General features: G+C 71.2%; 12 protein-coding genes. 2 read left to right on the forward strand and 10 right to left on the reverse strand.

Annotation, left to right across the window (positions count from 1 at the left end; all coding sequences use genetic code 11):
- Positions 1-55: 55 nt before the first annotated feature.
- Positions 56-1,225, reverse strand: coding sequence for an HpcH/HpaI aldolase/citrate lyase family protein (locus ACYVO2_RS18170; RefSeq protein WP_461008897.1), 1,170 nt, complete (start codon positions 1,223-1,225; stop codon positions 56-58).
- Between the two features lie 239 nt (positions 1,226-1,464).
- Here ACYVO2_RS18170 and ACYVO2_RS18175 point away from each other — a divergent pair, with 239 nt between their 5' ends.
- Positions 1,465-2,433, forward strand: coding sequence for a TerD family protein (locus tag ACYVO2_RS18175; protein ID WP_461008898.1), 969 nt, complete (start codon positions 1,465-1,467; stop codon positions 2,431-2,433).
- A gap of 42 nt (positions 2,434-2,475) precedes the next feature.
- On the opposite strand, the gene ACYVO2_RS18180 is transcribed toward ACYVO2_RS18175, so the two are convergent.
- From ACYVO2_RS18180 to ACYVO2_RS18205, 6 genes are all read right to left on the reverse strand, one after another.
- Positions 2,476-3,189, reverse strand: a complete 714-nt coding sequence (locus ACYVO2_RS18180) for a TerD family protein (RefSeq protein WP_461008899.1) — start codon at positions 3,187-3,189, stop codon at positions 2,476-2,478.
- A gap of 124 nt (positions 3,190-3,313) precedes the next feature.
- Entirely contained in the window at positions 3,314-4,477 is a 1,164-nt protein-coding gene (locus ACYVO2_RS18185) for a DUF475 domain-containing protein (RefSeq protein ID WP_461008900.1), read from the reverse strand.
- Positions 4,478-4,588: 111 nt separating this feature from the next.
- The gene (locus ACYVO2_RS18190) at positions 4,589-5,164 is read right to left on the reverse strand and encodes a TerD family protein (RefSeq protein ID WP_461008901.1); all 576 of its coding nucleotides are present in this window, start codon (positions 5,162-5,164) and stop codon (positions 4,589-4,591) included.
- 153 nt (positions 5,165-5,317) lie between these two features.
- Positions 5,318-5,893 carry a TerD family protein gene (locus tag ACYVO2_RS18195; RefSeq protein ID WP_461008902.1) on the reverse strand — a complete coding sequence of 192 codons (576 nt, stop codon included), beginning with the start codon at positions 5,891-5,893 and terminating at the stop codon, positions 5,318-5,320.
- A 192-nt stretch (positions 5,894-6,085) separates the two neighbouring features.
- Positions 6,086-6,544, reverse strand: a complete 459-nt coding sequence (locus ACYVO2_RS18200) for a peroxiredoxin (RefSeq protein ID WP_461008903.1) — start codon at positions 6,542-6,544, stop codon at positions 6,086-6,088.
- A 410-nt stretch (positions 6,545-6,954) separates the two neighbouring features.
- Complete coding sequence (locus ACYVO2_RS18205) at positions 6,955-7,389, reverse strand: DUF3052 domain-containing protein (protein ID WP_461008904.1); 435 nt, start codon at positions 7,387-7,389, stop codon at positions 6,955-6,957.
- 478 nt (positions 7,390-7,867) lie between these two features.
- On the opposite strand from ACYVO2_RS18205, the gene aceE reads away from it, so the two are divergent.
- Complete coding sequence (gene aceE / locus ACYVO2_RS18210) at positions 7,868-10,615, forward strand: pyruvate dehydrogenase (acetyl-transferring), homodimeric type (protein WP_461008905.1); 2,748 nt, start codon at positions 7,868-7,870, stop codon at positions 10,613-10,615.
- Positions 10,616-11,627: 1,012 nt separating this feature from the next.
- On the opposite strand, the gene ACYVO2_RS18215 is transcribed toward aceE, so the two are convergent.
- From ACYVO2_RS18215 to ACYVO2_RS18225, 3 genes are all read right to left on the reverse strand, one after another.
- Complete coding sequence (locus ACYVO2_RS18215; protein ID WP_461008906.1) at positions 11,628-11,900, reverse strand: DUF4190 domain-containing protein; 273 nt, start codon at positions 11,898-11,900, stop codon at positions 11,628-11,630.
- Positions 11,901-12,001: 101 nt separating this feature from the next.
- Positions 12,002-12,400, reverse strand: coding sequence for a peptidase inhibitor family I36 protein (locus tag ACYVO2_RS18220; protein ID WP_461008907.1), 399 nt, complete (start codon positions 12,398-12,400; stop codon positions 12,002-12,004).
- Between the two features lie 253 nt (positions 12,401-12,653).
- Positions 12,654-14,243, reverse strand: coding sequence for an MFS transporter (locus ACYVO2_RS18225; RefSeq protein ID WP_461008908.1), 1,590 nt, complete (start codon positions 14,241-14,243; stop codon positions 12,654-12,656).
- Positions 14,244-14,290 lie beyond the last annotated feature (47 nt).

Consider the following 14,290-nt stretch of genomic DNA (forward strand, 5'->3'; position numbering starts at 1 on the left):
CGGCTCCGTCGTGTGGGTGTGCGGCGTGGTGCGGGGGTCGGTTCCCGGGCGCGGGTCAGGAGGGCAGGAGCGCGTCGAGCAGTTCGACGAACGAGACGTCCTCCCGGGCCACCCCGAACGCGTCGGCGCGGCGCAGGGTGCGCTCGGCCCAGGGGCGGTGCGGCTTCACCTCGTTCATCTTGTTGGTGTACGCGGAGCGCAGCACGCCGCCGCCCGCCCGGTCCTCCTGGAGGATGTCCAGCGCGTCGCTGTACTCCTCGTGGGTGACGACGGACAGGGCGTGCACCGGCGCGACGTGGCTGGGGTGGATGCAGGTCTTGCCGAGCAGGCCGTTGGCGCGGTCCAGCTCGATCTCGCGCAGCAGGCCGTCCATGTCGTGCTCGATCAACTGGGCGCGCAGCTTCTCGGCGCGCGGGGCGACCTCGGTGAACGGGGAGCGGCGCAACTGCGGCTTGAACATCCGCTCGCCCGCCCTGAAGTACTCCCACACCGGGCCGGTGACGACGTGTCCGGTGCCGTCGGCGCGGCCGAGGACGTTGACCACGTCGGCGATGGCGGAGGCCACGACCTGCACGTCGTACGCGGTCAGGTCCGGCGGGCGGCGCAGCCCGTAGGCGGAGCAGAAGTCGGTGACGCCGAGCCGCAGGACCAGGACGCGGTCGCGGTACTTCTCCACGGCGCGGGCGATGCCGAACAGGGTCTCGTGCCGGGTCTCCACGTGGAGCAGCTCGGGCGACTCCAGGACCGGCATGGCGAACAGGCGGCGGCCGCACTCGGACTCGGCGGCGGCGAGGGCCTCGAGGAACGGGGTTCCGGTGGTTTCGGTGAATTTGGGGAGTACGAATCCGGACAGCAGCCGAACCGTTTCGCCGAACCGCCGCACCAGGTCGGGAATCTGCTCGGGGCGGCGCACCCGGATGAACAGCAGCGGCAGGTCGGCGGCGCGGTCCGCGAGGTCGGCGAACTGGCGCACGAGGTTGTCCTCGGCGCCGGCCACCTCCTCGTCGCCGATGGAGTCCTCCAGGCACAGCACCATCGAGACGACCCCGCGGGCGGCGAGCTTGACGACGTCGTCGGCGAGCCCCAGGCGGGTGGCGGGGCTGTAGAGGGTGGCCCCCAGCGCCACGGCGAGCGTGTCGGCCGGCGCGTCGGCGCCGAAGCTCCGCGGCTGACGGTGGAACAGCCTTTCGCGTGCCCCCTCCGCCAGATGCCCGAAATGACGCATATCTCCCCGCTTTTCTTTCGGCCGTTCCGGCCATCGACTGGCCGATTATCGTACGTACATCCTCTGCCCTCGAGATCCGCCGCCATGTGAAGACCTCAAGACAAGCAGGTTTCCACCACGCCAACCACGGGAGGGGCCCGGCGGCGCGCCGCGGGACGCGCGGACCGGGACCGGCCGGTGACGCGGAGGGGCGGCCCCCGCGTTGTCCCACCACCCGCCGGGAGGGCAGGATTGCCGTCATGACGCACGCGATGGTGAAAGGGTCGAACATCCCGCTGAGCGCCTCCGCGGTGCGGGTGGTCCTGCGCTGGAGCCCGAACGCGGGCGTGCCGGACATCGACGCCTCCGCCCTGCTGGTCGGCGAGAACGGCCGCGTGCGCTCCGACCAGGACTTCATCTTCTACAACCAGCCCCGCCACCCCTCGGGCCTGGTCCGGCACCGGCCCAAGCGGCGCGACTCCGGCGGCATCACCGACACCGTCGAGGTGGACCTGGGCACGCTCGACCCCTCGGTGGACCGGGTGGTGATCGCCGCGTCCGTGGACGTGGGGACGTTCACCGCCGTCGGCGACCTGCGGGTGCTGGTGTACGACCTGGCGGCGGGGCGCGACGCGCAGCCGCTCGCCGAGTACCACGTGGTGCCGGAGACCGGCGAGGAGTCGGCGCTGAACTGCGCCGAGCTGTACCGGCGCAGGGACCAGTGGAAGCTCAAGGCCGTCGGGCAGGGCTACACCGACGGGCTGATCGGCCTGGCCACGGACTTCGGCGTGGCCGTGGACGACGGCGCCGCGGCCGAACCCGGGACCCCGCACGCCCCGGCGCCCGAGCCCGCGACGCCCGCGCCCGCTCCCGAGCCGCTGTCACCGCCGCCCGCGCCCCCGGTGCCCGCCGCGCCGCCCGCGGGCGGGTACGGCTACCCGCCGGGGCCGCAGCCGGCCGGTTCCTACGGCTATCCGCCCCAGCCCCAGCCCGCCGGGGCGTACGGCTATCCGCAGCCGCAGGGCTCCTACGGCTACCCGCAGCCTCCGGCCGCCCCGCCGCCCCAGCCCCAGCCCCAGCCCCAGCCGGGCTACGGGTACCCGCCCCCGCCGCCGCCCTACCAGCCCCCGGCCCCGCAGCCCGCTCCGCAGTCGCTGCCGACGGGCCAGGGCTTCGCGCTGCCGCCGCAGGGGCCCCAGTTCCAGCCGTCGCGGGCGGGCCGCCGCTGAGCCGCCGACCCGCGTGCGCGGGCGTGCGCGGTCCCGTGAGAACTAGCTCTTGTAACCCCGCTCCCACTGCATGCCCCAGCCGTACAGCCGGTCCAGCTCCGACTGGAAGCCGTACACGTACTTCACCTCGCGGCGCACCAGCATCTCGCCCTTGCGGTTCTCGAACAGCACCACGGCGCAGGACCTGGCCTCCGGCGCGGTCTCCTCGAGCGGGATCTCGATGCGCGGCCCGTAGTTCGGGAACAGGGTCACCACCGCGTTGGCGCGGCTGAACGCGGGCGTGCCGTCGTAGATGTAGACGAACACCAGCAGCCGCCGGAGCTCGTCCTTCTTGTCGAAGTTGACGTACAGCGTCTCCCCCGACGGCGCCCCGAACCTGTCGTCGCCGCTGGTCTCGACGTACGGCGGCTTGTGCAGGCCGCCCAGCAGCCTGCCGAGCGGCTGCACCACGCCCTTGTTGCCGTCGGCGAGCTCGTACATGCACCCCAGGTCCAGGTCCACGTTGACCAGCGCCGGGCCCTGCGCGGAGACCACCTGGGGCTCGAACAGGCTCAGCGGGCGGCGCAGCAGGCTGCCGCGCTGCCGGGGCAGGGCGTCGCTGGAGCGCATCGTCCACGCCAGGTTGATCCGCAGGGTGCCGTTGTCCAGTCCGTGCTCGGTGAGCGACAGCAGCGGTCGCGTCTTGGTCAGCGTCACCTTGTGCGGACTGAAGCTGTCCACGGTCGCCATCCTGGCCCGCCGGAACAGGTCCAACATCGCGTGTCCTCCCCTGAGCCCCGGCCGCTCCCTCGGCGGCACGACGACGGGGCGGCACGAGGCCGTGCCTCGCGCCGCCCCTCAGCAAGCGTTCCGCAAACGGGGTCGCGTCACACCCCTGCCGTCACACCTTGACTTCCGTCCGGGCCTCGGTGCCCTCGCCGCCCTCGGCCGCGATGCGCTTGTTGCGGCGGATCGAGGAGTAGAACGAGGCGGCGATCAGGGTGACACCGATCAGGCCGGTGATCACCTCGTGGATCTCCCACTTGATGGTGATCAGCAGGATGACGGCCAGCGCGCCGATCGCGTAGTGGGCGCCGTGCTCCAGGTAGACGTAGTCGTCCAGGGTGCCCTGGCGCACCAGGTACACGGTCAGCGACCGGACGTACATCGCGCCGATGCCCAGGCCCAGCGCCATCCAGAAGATGTCGTTGGTGATGGCGAAGGCGCCGATCACGCCGTCGAAGGAGAACGAGGCGTCCAGCACCTCCAGGTAGAGGAACATGAAGAACGCGGCCTTGCCCGCCATGCCCATGGCGGTGGGCCGGCGGTCCCCGGCGGCGGCGGGCTGCTTCTCCCGCGGCTCCGCCTCGGCGGCCTCCTCGCCGTCCTCCTCGTCCTCGTCCTCGTCCTCGTCCTCGAGCCGGTCCTCGAAGTAGCCGGACAGGCCGCCGACGACCAGGTACGTGATCAGACCGCCGACACCGGCGAGCAGCACCGTCGCCGACTTGTCCTCGTGGCTGTGCGCCACGCTGGTGGCCAGGGTCATGGCGGTCACCAGCAGCCCGATCAGCGCGATGGTCACCGACAGCATGTCCACCTTGCCGAGCTTGGCCAGCGGGCGCTCCAGCCACGCCAGCCACTTGTGCTCGCGCTCCTCGAAGACGAAGTCGAGGAAGATCATCAGCAGGAACATGCCGCCGAACGCCGCGATCGCCGGGTGGGCGGCGGTGACCAGGTGCTCGTACTCCTCCTTGTCGTTGATCGCGAGATCAACGGCCTCGATGGGCCCGAGGTTGGCGCTGATCGCGACGATCACCACCGGGAAGATCAGCCGCATGCCGAAGACGGCGATGAGAATGCCGATGGTGAGGAAGATCTTCTGCCAGAAGGCGTTCATCTTCTTCAGCACGCCGGCGTTGACCACCGCGTTGTCGAACGACAGCGAGATCTCGAGAATGGAGAGGATGCCCACGACGGCGAACGCCGTCCATCCCCACTGCCACGCGGCGAACGCCAGCCCCGCGGCGGTGACGCCGAAGGACCAGCCGAAAGTTCGGAGGATCACTGCTTTTCCTTATAGATCAGGTCGGTATCCGGGCGATGCTTCCGCGCCAGGAGGGGACGCCGGCTTGACTGGCCTGACACATGATGATCCCCCGCGCTGTCCGCAAGCTTTTTACGAGACGTTGACCCCGAAGTCTAGAGCGATGCCCCTCAGCCCGGACGCGTACCCCTGGCCGACGGCACGGAACTTCCACTCTCCGCCGTACCGGTACAGCTCGCCGAAGATCATCGCCGTCTCGTTGGAGGCGTCCTCGGTGAGGTCGTAGCGGGCCAGCTCGACACCGTCCGACTGGTTGACCACGCGGATGTAGGCGTCGCGGACCTGGCCGAAGCTCTGCCGCCTGGCGTCGGCCTCGTGGATCGACACGCAGAAGACGACGCGGTCCACGGCCGGCGGGACCCGGGGGAGGTCCACCACGATCGCCTCGTCGTCCCCGCCGCTGCCGCCCACCAGCTCGTCACCGGTGTGTTCCACGGAGCCCTCGGGGCTGGTGAGGTTGTTGTAGAAGACGAAGTACTCGTCGCCGAGGACCCGGCCCCCGCCGCACAGCAAGGCGCTGGCGTCGAGGTCGAACGGCGCGCCGGTGCTGGCGCGGGCCTCCCAGCCCAGGCCGACCGTCACCTGGGTGAGATTCGGCGCGGCCTTGGTGAGGGAGACGTTGCCACCCTTGGTGAGCGTCACACCCATGTGCTGTTCCTCCCCTGGTTCTCATCCTGCGTGCCCCGGGGTCCCCGGGCGCGCCCGAGCGCGGCACCGCCCCCGTCAGTGCGCACGGCGCCGCACGCCCGAGGGGCGTACGGCGCCGTGGCGGAGGAACCGGTGGCGGTACCGCTTTCGGGCTCAGACGTTGACGCCGAAGTCCTGGGCGATGCCGCGCAGGCCCGAGGCGTAGCCCTGGCCGATGGCGCGGAACTTCCACTCGGCTCCGTGCCGGTACAGCTCACCGAAGACCATGGCGGTCTCGGTGGAGGCGTCCTCGGTGAGGTCGTAACGGGCCAGCTCGTTGTTGTCGGCCTGGTTCACCACGCGGATGAAGGCGTTGCGGACCTGGCCGAAGCTCTGCTGGCGCGCCTCGGCCTCGTAGATCGAGACCGGGAAGACGATCTTGGCGACGTCCTGCGGCACGGTGGCCAGGTTCACCTTGATCTGCTCGTCGTCGCCCTCGCCCTCACCGGTGAGGTTGTCACCGGTGTGCTCCACGGAGCCGTCGGGGCTCTTGAGGTTGTTGAAGAAGATGAAGTGGCCGTCGGAGATGACCTTGCCGTCCGCGTTCGTCATCAGCGCGCTGGCGTCCAGGTCGAAGTCCGTGCCGGTGGTGGTACGCGCGTCCCACCCCAGCCCGACGACCACGGCCGTCAGGTTCGGCGCGGCCTTGGTCAGCGAGACGTTGCCGCCTTTGCTGAGGCTGACTCCCACGAGTCCTCCCGTTTGTCGAGGAGCACCGCCCGGTGCCCCCGTCGTGCGTCGATGTCCGTTCGGTGGGTCGATCCTAGTGCCCGGGGGGTGGGCTGGGGACAGGTCTCCCCAGGCGGTTTTCCCCTGCTTTTGCACACGTGCTTTTGCACACGATCGCCCGCGGGTGCCCGGGCCGTGGGCCCGGGCGCGGCGTCACAGCTCCGCGAGGGCCTTGACGTACTCGTCGACGTCCCGGGCGTCCGGCAGGCCGTTGACGACCTTCCAGCGCACCACGCCCTCCTTGTCGATCACGAAGGTGCCGCGCAGCGCGCAGCCCTTGTCCTCGTCGAAGACGCCGTAGGCGCGGGAGGCGGCTCCGTGCGGCCAGAAGTCCGACAGCAGCGGGTACTCCAGGCCCTCCTTCTCGGCGAACACCCGGAGCGTGAACGGGGAGTCGTTGGACACCGCGAGGAGCTGCACGTCGTCGTTGACGAACTTGGGCAGCTCGTCGCGGATCGCGCACAGCTCGCCCGTGCACACGCCGGTGAACGCGAAGGGGTAGAAGAGCAGCACCACGTTCTTGCGGCCGCGGAAGTCCGCCAGGCGGACCGCCTCCCCGTGCTGGTTCCTGAGCTCGAAGTCCGGGGCCTGGGTGCCGACCTCTATCGCCATGAGCGCACTTCCCTTCCGAAGCTGGTCACGCCGTCCGGCGCGGCGCCGGACGGCAGGGGACAGTCTGGCACCCCGGGGGCGGGGGGAGCGGCGGTACCGGCCACGGGACGCCCGCGCGCGGGGCCGCCCGCGGACGCGGGGGCGCGCGCGGGGGGCGGGGCGGGCGTGGGGGGCGGGGGCGGTGTGAGGGGCGGGGCTGGCGTGAGCGGCGGGGCCGGTGTGGGAGAGCGGGGACGCGGAGTGGTCGGGAGGCGGTCGGGGAGACGCGCGGCGCGGTCGGGGGATGAGTGGTCGGGGCGGCCGCCGGGAGGTGTGCGCACGCGCCGAGGGGCCCCGCCGCGATGGCGGGGCCCCTCGGGGACGACTGCGTGTAAGGGGGGCGACGGCGGGCGCGGGGCGCGCCGCACGGCTCAGCGCTTGGCGGAGCGCGCGGCCTTCGGCGTCACCAGGCGGCTGCCCGACCAGTCCTTGCTCGCGTTGAAGCTGCTGGTCTGCGCCAGCCCGGCGGTCGTGGCCGCCTCACCGATCTCGCTGGGCTCCACGTATCCCGAACGGCCGGTCTTCGGCGTCAGCAGGAGGATCGGGGCGCCGTCGTCCACGAGGGACGTCGCGTCCACGAGCGCGTCCGTGAGGTCGCCGTCATCCTCGCGGAACCACAGCACGATGGCGTCGGGGACGTCCTCGTAGTCCTCGTCTGCGAGCTCCGTGCCCGTGAGCTCCTCAATACTCTCCCGGAGCTCCTGGTCGCAGTCCTCGTCGTAACCAAGCTCCTGGACCACCTGTCCGGGCTGGAATCCGAGCCGGCTTGCCGGGTTGGACTCCGCGTGGCCCGCGGTCGCGCTCACGGATTGCCTCCTGTCTTCGGTATGTTCTTCCGCCCCGGTCGCGGCCGGGGCTGTGGCCCGTAGTCCACACGTGCCGGGCGGATCGCGCAAGTACCCGACGGCCGATCCCGCCCAAACGTTGACGTCTCATCCCAAGACGCACGCCGCCCGGTGGCGCGGATCACAGGTTCCCGCTGGATTTCTTCCCGGATTCTTCCCAGTTTGTACCCGGTCGCCGAGGTGTGTCGTGCCGCGCCCGGGCACCGCCGAACGGCGGTACGCCCACCGGCCGGGCGCGTCGCTCCAGTGGCCGTGTCCCGGCCATCGACCCCACGGGCGTAGAGTGGCGATTTGGCCTGCCTGGCCAGGAGGGCGACTTCCCGGCCTACGTCTCACAGCGTGGCGGTTACCGTCCAGTAGAGGTGACGTTTCTACGGACGCGGTACACGATGGAGGCGGCGCGACCCCCCAGTGTTAGACCGAACAGTGAAGGAACAGCGTGGCTTCCGGATCCGATCGCAACCCGATCATCATCGGCGGCATGCCCAGCCAGGTCCCGGACATCGACCCGGAGGAGACCGGCGAGTGGATTGAATCGCTCGACGCTGTCGCGGATGCCCGCGGCCGTGAGCGTGCCCGCTACCTCATGCTGCGTCTGCTGGAGCGCGCCCGAGAGCGGCAGATCGGCGGCCTCGGCCTGCGCAGCACCGACTACATCAACACCATCCCGACCGAGAGCGAGCCGTTCTTCCCCGGCAACGAGGAGATCGAGCGCAAGATCCTCGCGGCCACCCGCTGGAACGCCGCCGTCATGGTGTCCCGGGCGCAGCGCCCCGGCATCGGCGTCGGCGGCCACATCGCCACGTTCGCCTCCTCCGCCTCCCTGTACGACGTGGGCTTCAACCACTTCTTCCGGGGCAAGGACCAGGGGGACGGCGGCGACCAGATCTTCTTCCAGGGCCATGCCTCCCCCGGCATCTACGCCCGTGCCTATCTGCTGGACCGGCTGACCGAGGAGAACCTGGACGGGTTCCGCCAGGAGCACTCCAAGGCGCCGCACGGCCTGTCCAGCTACCCGCACCCGCGCTCGATGCCGGACTTCTGGGAGTTCCCGACCGTGTCCATGGGCCTCGGCCCGCTGGGCGCGATCTACCAGGCCCGGATGAACCGCTACATGCAGGCGCGCGGCATCGCCGACACCAGCCGCTCGCACGTGTGGGCGTTCCTCGGCGACGGCGAGATGGACGAGCCCGAGTCGCTCGGCCAGCTCGGCCTGGCCGCCCGGGAGGGCCTGGACAACCTCACCTTCGTCGTCAACTGCAACCTCCAGCGGCTCGACGGCCCGGTGCGCGGCAACGGCAAGATCATCCAGGAGCTCGAGGGGATCTTCCGCGGCGCGGGCTGGAACGTCATCAAGCTCATCTGGGACCGCACCTGGGACCCGCTGCTGGCCCAGGACGTGGACGGGGTGCTGCTGAACAAGCTGAACAACACCCCCGACGGCCAGTTCCAGACCTACGCCACCGAGACCGGCGCGTACATCCGCGAGCACTTCTTCGGTGACGACCACCGGCTGCGGAAGATGGTCGAGCACCTCACCGACGACCAGATCCTGCACCTGGGGCGCGGCGGCCACGACCACCGCAAGATCTACGCGGCGTTCAAGGCGGCCAAGGAGCACAAGGGCCAGCCGACCGTCGTCCTCGCGCAGACGGTCAAGGGCTGGACCCTCGGCCCGAACTTCGAGGGCCGCAACGCCACGCACCAGATGAAGAAGCTGACCGTCGAGGACCTCAAGCGCTTCCGCGACCGGCTGCACATCCCGATCAGCGACAAGGAGCTGGAGTCGGGGCTCCCGCCGTACTACCACCCGGGCCGGGGCTCCGAGGAGATCCAGTACATGCACGACCGCCGCAAGGCGCTCGGCGGGTACGTACCCACCCGCGTCGTGCGGTCCAAGCCGCTGAACCTGCCCGACGACAAGGCGTACGCGGCCCTGAAGAAGGGGTCCGGCAACCAGCAGATCGCCACCACCATGGCGTTCGTCCGGCTGCTGAAGGACCTCATGCGGGACAAGGAGATCGGCAAGCGGTTCGTGCCGATCGCGCCCGACGAGTACCGCACCTTCGGCATGGACTCGCTGTTCCCCTCCGCGAAGATCTACTCGCCGATGGGCCAGACCTACGAGTCCGTGGACCGCGAGCTGCTGCTGGCGTACAAGGAGTCGCCCACCGGGCAGATGCTGCACGACGGCATCTCCGAGGCGGGCTGCACCGCCTCCCTGATCGCGGCGGGCTCCGCCCACGCCACGCACGGCGAGCCGCTGATCCCGGTGTACGTCTTCTACTCGATGTTCGGGTTCCAGCGCACCGGCGACCAGTTCTGGCAGATGGCCGACCAGCTCGCGCGCGGCTTCGTGCTGGGCGCCACGGCGGGCCGGACCACGCTGACCGGTGAGGGCCTCCAGCACGCGGACGGCCACTCGCAGTTGCTGGCCTCCACCAACCCGGCCTGCGTCGCCTACGACCCAGCGTTCGGCTTCGAGATCGCCCACATCGTCAAGGACGGCCTGCGGCGGATGTACGGCTCCTCGCCGGAGCAGCCGCAGGGCGAGGACGTCTTCTACTACCTGACGGTGTACAACGAGCCGATCAAGATGCCCGCCGAGCCGGAGAACGTGGACGTCGAGGGCATCGTCAAGGGCCTGTACCGGTACCGGGCCGGGCAGGCGGGCTCCATCCCGGCGCAGATCCTCGCCTCCGGCGTGGCCGTGCCGTGGGCGCTGGAGGCCCAGCGGATCCTCGCCGAGGACTGGGACGTGCGGGCCGACGTGTGGTCCGCGACCTCCTGGAACGAGCTGCGCCGCGACGCGGTCGCCACCGAGGAGCACAACCTGCTCCACCCGGAGGAGGAGCAGCGGGTGCCGTACGTGACCCGCAAGCTCCAGAACTCCCAGGGCCCGTTCGTCGCCGTGTCCGACTGGATGCGCGCGGTGCCGGACCAGATCGCCCGCTGGGTGCCGGGCACCTGGCAGTCCCTGGGCGCCGACGGCTTCGGCTTCGCCGACACCCGCGGCGCGGCCCGGCGGTACTTCCACATCGACGCGCAGTCGGTCGTGCTGGGCGTGCTCACCGAGCTGGCCAGGGAGGGCAAGATCGACCGCTCCGCCCTGAAGGCGGCGATCGACCGCTACCAGCTCCTGGACGTCCGGGCCGCCGACCCGGGCCCGGCCGGCGGCGACGCCTGACCCTCCCGGGCCGGCAGCCACCGGCCCGGGAACACCCGGCGCTTCCTCCCGAGGGGCGGCCGAGCGGACCTCCCGGCCCGCTCGGCCGCCCCTCGGCTCTGAGGGGGTTGGTGAGGGCTCGGGGGCTGGGGTCGAGTGGGGTTGTGGGTTGGGTTGTGGGTTGGGTTGTGAGGGCCCCGGGACCGACCCGGCCACCGTCCTCCGCCACCGCCCTGCCGACGCGGAGGGCCTGAGGAGCGGGTGCGGTGGACGGGGGGCTGGTGCGTGGGCTGGTCTGAGAGCTGGTGGAGGCCGCGGCGTGTGAGGGCTGGGGTGTGTTACCGCCTGAGCGGTGGCTCGCCCGGGCCACTCGGGTGGAGCGACTGCGCGGTTGGCGGGCTGATCCCCTGCGGGCCCGGTCCGCCCGGTCCGCTCGGTTGGCCCGGTTGGCCGGCTGAGCCGTCCGCCTGCCCGGTGCACGGTGACTCTGTGCGGTGACTCGCAGGGACATGACCGGCCGGGTCCGCTCCGGCCACTCGGCGGAAGCGGCTGAGCGATTCGGCCGCTGAGCAGTCTGCGAGCCCGGTCCGCTGGCACCCGGTCCGCCTGGGCCGCTCGTGGCCCGCCCGGCTGAGCATCCGCGAGCCCGGTCCGCCTGCGGCACCCGGTCCATCCGGAGCGCTCGTGGTCCGCCCGGCTGGGCGGTTGGGCAGTCCGCGCGGCCGGAGTCCTCCTCGGCCACCCGGTCCACCTGTGCCACCCGGCCCACCCGGCCCTCTCGTGGGCCGCTCGGTCTCCAGGGGCAACCCGCTGGCTCTGCCTGGGGCTCCCGGTCCGTTCGGACCGCTCGTGGGTCCACCGGTCCGCCCGGTCCGCTGGGTCCTTCCGGCCGGGGGGCCGGGCCTTGGTGTGCCCGGCCCTGGTCCGTAGTCCATCGTCCGTCGTTCGCCGTCCGCCGCGTCCGTCAGGCCGGGGGCCGGGGCTCGGCCGGGCCGCTCGTCGGCGGATGTGTGGGCTGCCCGCGGTCGGGCCGCTAGAAGAGCAGACCGGTGTTCGCCGCGGTGGTCAGCCATATGACGGCGAAGATCGTGTCCACCCAGCCCAGGACGAACGCCGCGACCGCCATGCCGCTGCCGCCGCGCCACTTGCGGCCCATGGCCATCCACCCGAGGATGATCGCCAGCGGCCCGAGCACGATGCCCAGGACGAAGAGCCCGACGATGCCGCAGACGAGTCCGGCGATCGCCAGACCCGACGCGTCCGCGCGCGTGGTGGTCGTACGTCTGCTGTGTCCGAAGCCCGCCATGTCATCTCCAACGTTCGGTGACTCTCGGTTCCTCCGTTACACCCATGCGCGTGCCCCGCGTCGATGCGAACACACCCGTCTTCTCCCGGATCATTCCGTTTTCAGCTTTCCCAGACCTGGAATGCCCGGACGACGAACGGCGTCTCCGGCGCCCAGGTGCCGCTTCCCGGATATGTGTCGAACTCTCCCTCGGTCGCGCACTCGCGGTCCTGGTAGACCGTGACCGGCCGCCCCAGCCGGTTGGCGAGCGATCTCGCCGCCGCCCCCTCCGGCAGCGGCACACAGGACTCGACGCCCGCGCGCGCCAGGTCCCAGGCGTTGCGGGCGCCCCGGAAGCCGGTCCCCGCCCACAGGCACAGCTCCCCCGAGTCGCAGCTCCCCCGCGCGGAGGGGGAGGCGGAAGGCGGTGCGGCGGTGGTGGCGGTGGCCGCGGGGCCGCCCGCGAGCAGGGCCGGCAGGACGGCGACGGCGAGCAGGGCCGCGGTGACGGCACGGCGCATGGCGATCATCTCCCCCGAGTCACGGCGCCGGACCCGATGCCCGGCGGCCACGACCAGAGTTGCCCGCGCCGACACCCCTGCCAAGATCCCGGCCCCACCGCCACTCGAACGCGTGATGGAACGGGTGTGGAGAAACGTCACGGGCGGACCCGATCGAGTGATCGGGCCCGCCCGCCCTGTGGACAACCGCATCCGCCCTTGCTCGCCGGCGCACGCTCGACGCATGACACACGCCGAACGCCGGTTTCCGGGCTCAGATGTGCACGGCCGGTCCGCTCTCCCGCTCGCCGCGCTTGGCGAGCGTGGCCAGCACCGCGGCCGCGAGGCCCACGAAGCCCGCGACCGTGAAGGACAGCCCCATGCCGCTCATGAAGGAGGAGTGGAACACGTCGGTCATCGTCTGGGCCGCCTGCTCCGGCGTGCCCTCGGGCACCGGCGCCAGGCCCACCGACGCGGCCTCCGACATGTGCGCCGTCTCCTCGGGGCTGAGCGGCGGCAGGTTCGCGTCGGCCCACTTGTCCGGGAAGACGTCGTCCACCCGGGCGGCCATCAGCGCGCCGAGGACCGCCGTGCCGAGGCTGCCGCCCACCTGCATGGCCGCCGCCTGAAGGCCGCCCGCGACCCCGGAGAGCTCCAGCGGCGCGTTGCCGACGATGACCTCCGTGGCGCCCACCATCACGGGGCTCAGCCCTATGCCGAGCATGGCGAACCACAGCGAGGTCGGGCCCGCGCCGGTGTCCACCTCCAGCGTGCTCATCCCGAACATCGCCGCGCCCGTGAAGAGCATGCCGGCCATCATCGGGCCGCGCGGCCCGTACTTGGTGATCAGCGCACCGGCGATCGGCGAACCTATGATCATCATGGCGGTGAGCGGCAGCAGGTGGACACCGCTGTCCACGGCGCCCATCCCCTGGAGGTTCTGAAGGTAGAACGTCACGAAGAAGATGCCGCCGAACATCGAGAACGCCATCAGGATCATCAGCCCGGTCCCGGCCGACAGCGGCACCGAGCGGAACAGCCGGAGCGGGATCAGCGGCTCACCGGAGCGGGTCTCCCACAGCGCGAACAGCACGAAGCCGACCGCCGACATGCCCAGGAACAGCAGCGTGTCCCGGTCGCCCCAGCCCCACTCGGGAGCCTTGATCAGCCCCCACACCAGGCAGAACATCGCACCGGACAGCAGCGCGATGCCGGGGATGTCGAAGGAGCGGGGAGCGTTCTCCGCCCGCACGTCCTTGAGGATGAACAGGCCGGCGACCAGGGCGATCAGGCCGACCGGGAGGTTTATGAAGAACACCGACTCCCAGTTGACGTGCTCCACCAGCAGGCCGCCGATGATCGGGCCGGCCGCGGTGGAGGCACCGATCACCGCGCCCCAGATGCCGATGGCCATGTTCAGCTTCTCGGTGGGGAAGGACGCGCGCAGCAGGCCGAGCGCCGCGGGCTGGAGCAGGGCGCCGAACAGGCCCTGGAGCACGCGGAAGGCGATGACCATGCTGACGCCGTTGGACAGGCCGATGCACGCCGAGGTCAGGGCGAAGCCCGTCACTCCGACGAGGAAGGTCTGCCGGTGCCCGAACCGGTCGCCGAGCTTGCCCGCGGTGATCAGCGAGACGGCGAGCGCGAGCAGATAACCGTTGGTGATCCACTGCACGTCGGCGAGCGACGCGTCCAGGTCGCGCTGGATGGCCGGGTTGGCCACGGCGACGATCGTGCCGTCCAGGGCCACCATCATCACGCCGATGGCCACCGCGAGGAGCGTCAGCCACGGATGGCCGCGCAGCCCCCCGGACCGGTCCGGTATGGCCCCCTTGTGAGGCTCGTCGGCTACCGCCTGGCTCATCGGCTCTCTCCCCGGTCCGTCGAAGGAGTGGTCCTCATGTGCGGGAG

The sequence above is a fragment of the Streptomyces capparidis genome, from assembly GCF_054782095.1.

Bases quoted from the DNA above. Each gene is read 5' to 3' on its own strand.
- ACYVO2_RS18170 (WP_461008897.1), bottom strand. From the start codon at position 1,225: ATGCGTCATTTCGGGCATCTGGCGGAGGGGGCACGCGAAAGGCTGTTC.
- ACYVO2_RS18175 (WP_461008898.1), top strand. From the start codon at position 1,465: ATGACGCACGCGATGGTGAAAGGGTCGAACATCCCGCTGAGCGCCTCC.
- ACYVO2_RS18180 (WP_461008899.1), bottom strand. From the start codon at position 3,189: ATGTTGGACCTGTTCCGGCGGGCCAGGATGGCGACCGTGGACAGCTTC.
- ACYVO2_RS18190 (WP_461008901.1), bottom strand. From the start codon at position 5,164: ATGGGTGTGACGCTCACCAAGGGTGGCAACGTCTCCCTCACCAAGGCC.
- ACYVO2_RS18200 (WP_461008903.1), bottom strand. From the start codon at position 6,544: ATGGCGATAGAGGTCGGCACCCAGGCCCCGGACTTCGAGCTCAGGAAC.
- ACYVO2_RS18215 (WP_461008906.1), bottom strand. From the start codon at position 11,900: ATGGCGGGCTTCGGACACAGCAGACGTACGACCACCACGCGCGCGGAC.
- ACYVO2_RS18220 (WP_461008907.1), bottom strand. From the start codon at position 12,400: ATGCGCCGTGCCGTCACCGCGGCCCTGCTCGCCGTCGCCGTCCTGCCG.
- ACYVO2_RS18225 (WP_461008908.1), bottom strand. From the start codon at position 14,243: ATGAGCCAGGCGGTAGCCGACGAGCCTCACAAGGGGGCCATACCGGAC.